The 9,918-nt window shown below is 48.7% G+C and carries 7 protein-coding genes and 1 riboswitch; all 7 genes read right to left on the bottom strand.

What is annotated here, in order from left to right:
- Positions 1-719: 719 nt before the first annotated feature.
- On the bottom strand, positions 720-2,096 hold the full coding sequence (locus Q0V21_RS32370; protein ID WP_024630796.1) for an NCS2 family permease: 1,377 nt from the start codon (positions 2,094-2,096) through the stop codon (positions 720-722).
- Between the two features lie 179 nt (positions 2,097-2,275).
- Positions 2,276-2,375: riboswitch (purine riboswitch) on the bottom strand.
- Positions 2,376-2,763: 388 nt separating this feature from the next.
- Complete coding sequence (locus Q0V21_RS32365) at positions 2,764-3,015, bottom strand: hypothetical protein (RefSeq protein ID WP_301882563.1); 252 nt, start codon at positions 3,013-3,015, stop codon at positions 2,764-2,766.
- Positions 3,016-3,110: 95 nt separating this feature from the next.
- On the bottom strand, positions 3,111-3,287 hold the full coding sequence (locus Q0V21_RS32360; protein WP_301882562.1) for a hypothetical protein: 177 nt from the start codon (positions 3,285-3,287) through the stop codon (positions 3,111-3,113).
- A gap of 167 nt (positions 3,288-3,454) precedes the next feature.
- Positions 3,455-4,993 (bottom strand): glutamine-hydrolyzing GMP synthase, encoded by a 1,539-nt coding sequence (gene guaA / locus Q0V21_RS32355; RefSeq protein WP_301882560.1) that lies wholly within the window; start codon positions 4,991-4,993, stop codon positions 3,455-3,457.
- Positions 4,994-5,302: 309 nt separating this feature from the next.
- Positions 5,303-7,666, bottom strand: coding sequence for a DUF4129 domain-containing transglutaminase family protein (locus Q0V21_RS32350; protein ID WP_301882559.1), 2,364 nt, complete (start codon positions 7,664-7,666; stop codon positions 5,303-5,305).
- On the bottom strand, positions 7,653-8,879 hold the full coding sequence (locus Q0V21_RS32345) for a DUF58 domain-containing protein (protein ID WP_301882557.1): 1,227 nt from the start codon (positions 8,877-8,879) through the stop codon (positions 7,653-7,655). The genes Q0V21_RS32350 and Q0V21_RS32345 overlap by 14 nt, the downstream gene beginning before the upstream one ends.
- Complete coding sequence (locus Q0V21_RS32340) at positions 8,876-9,865, bottom strand: AAA family ATPase (protein WP_301882556.1); 990 nt, start codon at positions 9,863-9,865, stop codon at positions 8,876-8,878. The genes Q0V21_RS32345 and Q0V21_RS32340 overlap by 4 nt, the downstream gene beginning before the upstream one ends.
- Positions 9,866-9,918 lie beyond the last annotated feature (53 nt).

The following is a 9,918-nucleotide window of genomic DNA, read 5'->3' as shown; positions in this document are numbered from 1 at the left end:
CGATTTCTCAGCGTCGATCTTGCAAGCAAGATCGTTACTCACTCGTTGTTCAGTTTTCAAAGATCAAACTTGTTTCGCTACTAAGCTTCGTTCAACTCAGCAACTTTTATATCTTATCACATCCGAACCAACTTTGCAAGCTCTTTTTTTAAGTTTCTTTCGAAGCTTATTTGTTTCGCTTGCCGCACCGTGTTTCTCGTGTTTTCTTGGCCGGAATTAGAATATACCATGTACAGTTTTTGAATGCAAGCTTTATTTTCATATTTTATAAATTCATTTCCTACATACTCTCTCCACCTATTCCCTCGATACATCCCAGCACGACAAGTCATGGACCAAACCTGAAATCGAGCTTAAATCTAATAGTTTAGTTCATCCCGTAGCACAGCACCTATCATTCCAACCTCAGAGATTAACAACTCTCTTACAGTAAACCACTATCTATTATAAATAGTAGAATATCTTTCAAACTTATATCCGGCTTGCCGTTAACTAGACCACTTTGTCTGTTCGCCATACCAGCTCATGAACAATGTTCTATTCAACTGGAGCCAGAACTGAATCAAAAACCATCAAACCGTAACTCATGTTGTTTCTCCTTTATATAGAAGAAAACAAAAAAACGAAAGCCCCGATATCGTACCGAGGCTTCCGCTTCTTCATTTGTATCATAACGAACCTATGGCAAGTAATTAACCAATTTCAATCTATTAAACTTGTTATTCTCCACCGATGAATACATACCGGCATATAACAATGATAGCTAATATCCACATAAGCCAATGTATCTTCACCTTGCGCTCCGTAACCAGGTTACTGAATACGGCCAGAATGACATAGGATACAATCCCTGCGGAAATCCCGTTCGCAATTCCTCCAGTGAAAGGCATCAATACGATTGTAAGGAAGGCTGGGAAAGCCTGCAGGAAGTCATCCCACTCAATGCTGCGAACCTGACTCATCATCAGGACACCGACGATAATCAATGCCGGAGCTGTTGCAGCTGACGGAACAACCAATGCCAGCGGAGCAATAAACAAGGCCAAAATGAACAGGATACCTGTTGTTACAGAAGTCAGACCTGTACGTCCACCTGCTTCGACACCAGAGGCACTTTCAACGAAAGCAGTAATGGTACTCGTACCCAGGGCAGCACCCGCACTTACACCCACAGCATCGACGAGCATTGCTTTACCAATCGTTTTCTCGCCTTTCTTCTTGTCCTTCATAATCCCCATTCGCGTTGCTGTACCCACCATCGTTCCGAATGTGTCAAACAACTCTACAAAGGTGAAGATGAAGATAATTTCAAACAATCCAAGACTAATTGCACCTTTTAGATCCAGTTGTCCAACCGCCAGATCGCTGAAGTTAGGCAACCAGCTTGCACCGGACAAGCCACTAAGATTCGTAACGCCCATTGGGATACCAATTAACGTTGTGGCAATAATACCGATTAGCAGTGCACCTTTGACGCGCATAACCATAAGTACAGCAATAATGAGTAGTCCGATCAAGGCCAGTAATGCATCGTGATGCGTTATAAAATTACCCAAAGACAGATTGAAGCTGCTGCCCGGAATCGGCTGGCTCAGATCCGCATCTGGTGCAACATTAACTGTTACCGCGACCAGATTAGCCAGTTTGAAACCGACAATGGTAATAAAAAGACCAATACCAACTGTGATTGCCATTTTTAATGAATCCGGAACTGCAACGAGCAGCATCTGACGGATCTTGGTCACAGTCAAAATAATAAATACGATACCAGAGATAAATACGGCTCCGAGAGCGGCCTGCCAGGAAATCGCACCGTTTGAGCTCAAAACCACGGTCATGAAATAAGCATTCAACCCCATGCCTGGTGCAAGGGCGATCGGAATGTTAACGAACAATCCCATGATAATAGTCATCAAACCGGCACCTACGGCTGTTGCAAAAAATACGGCATTATCCGACATTCCAGCTCCAGCTGATCCCAAGAACAGCGTGTTGACAAAAAGAATGTACGCCATTGTCATAAAGGTAGTGAGACCCGCAACAATCTCCGTTCTAACGTTCGTTCCGTTTTCTTTTAATTTAAAGAAACGATCCATAATTCACCAATTCCTCCTTAGAGATGTTGAAGCCATATTGAAAAACGACAAATAACCCTAAGATGAATGCATCACCCAGGGTTTTAGCTGATGAGGAGTGGCACGGTGCCAATACGGAGAACAAAAAAAATTCTAATGTGCGTGGTGTCATGCCCGACGCAATCATGTAGAATTCATGTGCTCAGCCTTCTCCTCTTCGTAGCCAGATCATTAGGGTGATCTCGTAGAGACTCCCGGGCCAATCCCCAGGATTATACGAAGTAGTTATGCGCTATTTGTGTGTTTCCCATCACTATTTTAGGAGGGTTACCTCTAGTTGTCAATGAGAAAAACGAATGTTATTCGCATTCATTAACTAAATCGTTCGTATTATTTAACAAAATGAACCAGTTCAGCGGTTTACAACCCAAATTTACATGAGGTTTCCGGTGAATTTTTCAAGTATATGTTGATCTTGCCAAAGGCTGATTTCCATCATTTGCAACATTCAAAAAGCTACCGCAGTCAAAGGTGGCATGCACACGTTGATCCATGGTAGCTTAATGGGTTATTGATAGAATAATTATGTGATGAGGATAATGTATTTAGGTATTCGTTCGAAAGATTAGGTATAGAGAGCGGACTGCTCGGTTACGAGTTCATTTTTTTACATGATGGGTCCTACATTCTAAATCTCTGTTTGAACGTCCTGTACCTGCTGTTGTTCCGGATCAGTAGTACCGGTTGTTGTTCCTTCATACAACTCCTGATTCCGGGTCTGATCGGAAGACGAATCTGCTGCCTCTACATTTGCAAATGAAGAATCCCCCGCACCGAGAGCCAGGTCCTGCATACCCGAGCCGCATCCTGCCAGCATCACCATCAGAAACGCACTTCCAATGCCCATCTTCCATTTGCTCATATTGTCGGTTTTACGCATACATTCAATTCTCCTTTCAGTGCCATGTAGCCGTATTATGTACTCAGTGTACAAGCCCCACATGAAAACAAGCTGAAATGAACCTAAAAAAGAAATTAAATATTCAGAGGTTCCTCGTTATACCACCATCCACTCTCATCCCATATACCTGCTGCCATAATCGCCTGCTTCGCGACTTTTTGCTGTTTGGCATTTTTCAAATGAACAATCATTCTTTCCAAGGGTTTACGATGAATCAGGGATTCGATATCCTCAGCGGTAATCTGTTTCATTTGCAGGAGAGCGAGCTCTTTAAGGCTAGTGCGGCAACCTCCTTACGATTCCATCCTGGTTTAAGTTCGATTCTTTGTACAACACCAAATGAAAGAAAAACAAGAGACCGAAGATCCTTTGACGGAATCTCCGATCTCTTGTTATTAAATCTGTGTAGTTAAAACTTCTATTCCCACTCAATCGTTGCTGGTGGTTTGGAAGTTACGTCATACACAATACGGTTTACGTTATCCACTTCGTTAACGATCCGCACGGAGATTTTCTCCAGTACGTCCCAAGGGATACGTGCCCAGTCAGCTGTCATTCCATCGATGGACGTTACAGCACGGATACCTACAGTATAGGAATACGTACGCGCGTCACCCATTACCCCAACACTCTTCATGTTAGGCAGGGCTGTGAAGTATTGCCAGATTTCGCGGTCAAGACCGGCTTTGATAATTTCTTCACGCAGGATGTAGTCCGAATCACGAACGATTTTGAGCTTGTCCTCAGTCACTTCGCCCAGTACACGGATAGCCAGACCCGGACCTGGGAACGGCTGACGCCATACGATCGCTTCTGGCAGACCGCACTCTTCGCCGACTTTACGCACTTCGTCTTTGAACAAAGCGCTCAGTGGTTCGATCAGCTTGAAGTTCATGTCCTCAGGTAATCCGCCCACATTGTGGTGGGATTTGATCGTTTGAGCTGTCGCTGTGCCACTTTCCACGATATCCGTGTACAGTGTACCTTGCGCCAGGAAAGCAAAATCATCAAACTGCTTGGACTCTTCGTCAAATACGTAAATAAACTCGTTACCGATGATTTTACGTTTTTGTTCCGGATCATCCACGCCTGCCAGTTTGGACAGGAAACGCTCTTGCGCATCAATTTTGACAACTTTCATGTCGAATTTGCCGACGAACGTCTCCATTACGCTCTCCGCTTCGCCTTTGCGCAGCAGACCATGGTCGATAAACATACATGTCAGTTGGTCACCGATGGCTTTGTGAAGCAATGCAGCCACAACGGAGGAATCCACACCGCCGCTAAGTGCGCACAATACTTTACCGTCGCCCACTTTTTCACGGATATCCTTGATCGTATCTTCGATGAACGTCTCCATGCTCCAGTTGCCTTCGCAACCACAGATTTCGTACAGGAAGTTTTTAATCATTTCATTACCGCGAACAGAGTGGCGCACTTCTGGATGGAACTGAACAGCATACAATTTGCGCTCGTCATTGCTCATCGCAGCGATTGGCGCACTTTCCGTGCCTGCATCCAGTTTGAATCCAGCAGGAAGAGCAACCACGTGGTCACCATGACTCATCCATACCGTATGTTCACCTTCGATACCTTGTGCGAGAGCAGAACCTGGTGCAAACTCGATATCCGCTTTACCGTACTCGCGCTTCTCGGAACGCTCCACTTTACCATCAAGCTGTTGTGCCATGAGCTGCATGCCGTAACAAATTCCGAAGATTGGCAAGCCCAGATCATAAACGGCCGGATCTACGTGTGGTGCATTTTCTGCGTAAACGCTAGATGGTCCACCGGAGAACACGATACCCTTTGGTGATAATTCTGCGATTTTCTCCGCTGGTGTGTTATACGGCAAAAGCTCGCTGTATACGCCGAGATCCCGAATTCTTCTGGCGATTAACTGGTTGTATTGTCCCCCAAAGTCCAGGACAACCACTATTTCATTTTGCTTATTCATTACCGTGCCTCCCTCAATTAATGAAACTAATTATACGCAACGACAAAACATACCGTCAAGGAAAGGCGAAACTCCTTTTTTCGACATCTCAAAACATGGCAAATCCAACGTCTGAAATTACGGTATTGGGTCGATTATTTTCACTTTGATTCTATTTATTTCCGATCGGAAATATAAGAAAAGGCTTTATGCACTATTTTCATTATAAAAGAGATCTTCCGCATGAAGCTCGCGGTGTATGCTCGCGGAAAGACGCCTCGTTCGCTTATAGGGCGAGAAAGGCGTCTATGTATAGCGCTGTACTTCGTGTTACAGCGCCTGCATCCGCCGGGCCAGATGAAGCGCCCGGCGCAGGAAGTCCAGACTGTCCGCGCGCAGCGGACGGTCCGGCCCGTACAGCAGCCGTTCCCAGTCGGCTGCAAACCGCGCGATGTCCGCGCCATCCGTGCCTGCGGCCACAGGGGGTGACGCTGCATATTCACGCAGCGTCATTCCCGGCGGCCGCGGGCCGTAGCGGCGCGCGAGCGCGGCCCAGACCGGAGCGGCGGCGCTAAGCAGCCGCTCGCGGTCTGGAAAGCTGCTGCGCGGCCACGCCAGCAGCAGCCTTAGGCGCAGCGCGGGGCGAAGCCGCCGCATGCGCACGGCCCCGGCGGCGCACAGCAGCGCCGCTGCCGCAAGGGCTGCCGCGAGCCATGGGTGCGCGGCAATGGCCCGTGCGCGGGCGAGCAGCCATGCGCCCGCGTGAGCCACCCCGCCGTCTGTCTGCGGCGGGGTTACGGCAACGGGCTGCTGCCCGCTAAGCGCAGCAACGTCTTGGCCTTCACCCTGAGTCATGGTGAAGCCAGGCGTAGCCTCGAATGGCATCCAGCCCGCGCCGGGGAAATACACTTCAACCCAGGAGTGTGCATCTCCCTGAGTAACGATGTATTGCCCGGAGTCGTCCGGGTCTGCTTCACCCGGTCCAAAACCCTTAACCCAGCGTGCCGGGATACCCTCTGCACGCAGCAGTACAATCATGGCTGTTGAGAAATGATTGCAATATCCCTGCCGTGTGACGAACAGAAAATCGTCCACAAAATCAGTTCCTCGCGGTGGCATACGGGTATCCAGTGTATATTCGGCGTGGTCGGCTAAGTAATTCTTCACGGCTTGTACAGCATCATAACGGGTTTCGCTGCCCCGAATGATTTCCTTGGCAAGAGCCTGTACACGCCCGGGAAGCGAAGTCGGCAGTTGCAGATACGTTCTGCGAACAGCGGCTGGATCCTTCATTGTGGACGTCTTCTCCAGAAGGCGTAGTTGTTCAGGTGTTGCCACAGAAATCATCACATCTGCCGTATAACTTTTGACCGGCTGATCGTCATAGGTACCCGCGAGCCATAACGTTGCTGAATCTTCATTCGACAGAAGTAAACGTTTGTTCTTCTGAAGATCACTGTTCTTATCCTGGAACGAAAGATTGAGCGGCGTTCCGCCTGTAAAAAGGGGATTTGGTCCTCGCCATTCTCGCTTCATCGTCACCGTTTGACGAATACGCTGCCAATAGGCTGGATACTCCCAACCATCGGTACGCACCAATCCGGATGGACTTGCTGTCGCAAAGCTTTGCACCGGATCGCTCCAGGTGCTTCCGTTATAATATGAACGGGTCTCGCCCCGCCAATACGTAGCTACCGAGCTTTTCGCCGTAAAAAAAATCGTGTCTCCCTGTACCAAAGGTGCCCCCATTGGTGCATCCGCTGTACTATATCCTGTGACAGCGGATGCGGCAGGAATACTTCCGTGCTGTGTATAGCCTGCCCAGCGGGCCAGTCGCTCACCCATCTGCTCAAGGGATATCCGTTCCGGCGGAGGAAGGAAAGCAAGCTGACCAGGAATCGCTGAGCAAAGTACCATACCTGCCGACACCGTAAGTGTTACTGTACACCAACGGCCGTAAGGACTGTTCCTAAAGATCGGGGTCGTGACCCCGCCATTAAGACGAAGCAACTGCAGCATGGCCTGAATGAGTAGAATCCACAGCACAGAACGTACTACCGAAGCATATACATCCAGCCCGGCAAAGGATTCAAGCAGCAGCAAATAGACCAATGTTGCACTGCCAAACAGCATCACACTTCGTCGCAGCAGTACAAGCGACTGCACAGAAGCCATTAGCATGCTCCAGCCGCACATCATGAGCAGACCTCTTGTCTCCACACTAATGGAGTGAAAACGCCAGGTACTCAAGAAACTGCCCATATCTGCCGAAAAAGTGGCCGGGTATGTAGTTGCCCATCCGGCAGGGTCATTCCCTCCATATATGCAGCATAATGCGGCTAGCGCAATGCAGAGCCTGATTAGTATTCCCGTGATCCAGCCCGTACGAAGCAACCCCATGAGAAGCAAGGCCCCTGTTAATCCTGCCATTACGGACAAGAATCGTTCACTGCCCTGCTGACCCGTTGACGTTATAGGATAGATCCACTCCAGGGACAATATAAGCAAAATGGCAGAAATACCAATTCTGTAAAGGAGAGGCTCCGAGCTTTGACCATTACTCCTCAGATCTACTCCAGATGTCCTCGTTTCAGCTTTATATATGGATTGCACAGACTCTAATCCTAAACTGGCGGTACGCCCCTTTTCAGCTACTGTGGAATTCGCTTGAAGGTTTCCATTATGCTCCCACATCTGTTACCTCCGCCTTTCTCATTGAAGGTAATGAGCCGTCTGTGATCCAATGGATCTGTACTCCTCTTTGACGAAGCTGTTCCAGACTTTCATTGCCCGCGTCACGATTGGTTTGATCGGTCAGTTGAACATCTACCCTGTACCCCAACCCGGTTGCACACATTACCCAGTCCACCAGAGCGTCATCCATTCTTCCGGTGAGAACCACAATTCGTGACCCGATCGCAATTCTATCCAACATCTCTGTACGAAGCGACGGAGTTATAGCGTGAGATGTTGAGATTCGTGCCTGTGCCAGTTTGTCCAGTTCATGGCTTTCAGGTGAATACAAGAGTTCTTGTTGCCATTTCTCCTGGTGGGCAGATCCTGACCCACCGCCTTCTGTCCACAGCTGATAAGGTATGTTATCCCGTTCAGCGGTATAAATCCAACGAGCAGCTGCACGGACCGCACGTTCAAAAGCAGGCGTATCTCTCTTTTCTGACTGCTTTACTTCATAACCTGATGCACCTTCATACACAAGGATACCCAGCGAGGCAGAATCTGAGGATTCAGGCAAAAAAGTCTGAAGCCGACCCGTTTTGGCTGTACTTTTCCAATGAACACGCCCAAGAGGATCTCCTTGCTGGTATTCCCGGAACTCAGGACTTCGATTTCCCTGACTGCTTCTTCGTTCAGACAGCGCATCTTCACCTATGGCTGAGCATTCTCCGGGAGCACTCTCGCCCCATTCCATTGCTTGAGGCACAACAATTAGCGGGGTATGATTCACCGTCTCTGCAGAGGCCGTATTCCATCCGAAAATATCACCCCAATACAATTTCCCTGATTCCCATCTGTACACACCTCTTCGCAAACCCGATAATTCATATTGATACGTAAACTGGCGACGGGTTCCGGGGAAAAGTAATTTACGGTGTACGCCAGCAGGTGTATTCTCACACAGAATGATCCATAACAGTGGAATCGGACAGTCGAATTTCAGTTCCACCGCTACCGTCGTTCTTTCACCTGCCACAACCCGATTCGCATGCATTTGCCGCCGAATGTTAATATTGCGCGGACCGAAAAAATGGATACTCAGTGCGCTTGCGAGCATCAAGGTCGCGATCATGGACAGAAAAAGCGCGGCTTTACCGCCATGCCATACATAGAAAGAGGCAAAAGCCACCACCAAGACAGCACCCAACATCCGTTGACCCAGCGCACTCATTGACGCCGTCCCCTTCCCTGTGCCGCCATCTGAACAGGTACAGGGACCGCTGCCAGAACTTCCTGAATTACCTGCGCCTGCCCCCAGACTTCCGCTCTGTTCTGGGCCTTTAACTGAACACGGTGGGAAAGGACCGGGACAGCCATCTCTTTCACATCATCGGGAATGACATAGCTTCGACCTTGGAGATAAGCAAACGATTGTGCAGCAGCCATCCAGGCCAATGTTCCGCGCGGGCTAATGCCCAGTCTTACCGACGGATGACTTCTGGAGGCCACGGCGACAGCAACCAGATACTGTTTGACCACAGGGTCAACATGTACATACTTCACTTCACGCTGCATGGCTACGACTTCTTCAGCAAGCATGACAGGACGAAGTTCATCAAACAGTTCTCTGCTTTGCATCCTAGTTAACAGTTCGACTTCCTGCTCCGGCTCAGGGTATCCCAGTCCAATCTTCATGATAAATCGGTCCAGCTGCGCTTCAGGCAGACGATAGGTGCCCTCGAACTGCAAAGGATTCTGTGTCGCCAGCAAAAAGAACGGGCGTGGCAAAGCATAGGTTGTGCCATCCACCGTAATGCGTCGTTCCTCCATCGCTTCCAGTAGTGCAGACTGGGTGCGGGGGGAAGCCCGATTGATTTCATCCGCCAGAACAATATTGGACATGACGGGTCCTGGGCGAAATTTGAATTCTCCCGTATGTGGATGATACATCGACGTACCTGTCACATCCGCCGGCATCACGTCCGACGTGAACTGAATTCGTCCCATAGAGCAATCCAGTGCAGAAGCGACAGCGCGAACCAGCATCGTTTTGCCTGTACCCGGTACATCTTCCAGAAGTACATGCCCTCCACTAAGCATTGCAGTCAGCACATATCGAATTTCTTGTTTCTTGCCAATTATCACACTTTCCACTCGCTTCATAACTCTATTCAGCAATTCAACGGCATGTTCATGTTCCATTCGGATATAAGACATTTCTCCTGATCTCCTTCCATCCATCGGCATTCCTGAAACATACTAATCTATGA

The organism is Paenibacillus sp. 11B (assembly GCF_030487755.1).
Taxonomy (GTDB): domain Bacteria; phylum Bacillota; class Bacilli; order Paenibacillales; family Paenibacillaceae; genus Paenibacillus; species Paenibacillus vandeheii.
Note: the sequence above shows the minus strand (reverse complement) of the source record. Positions and strands in the feature narration are given on the sequence as shown.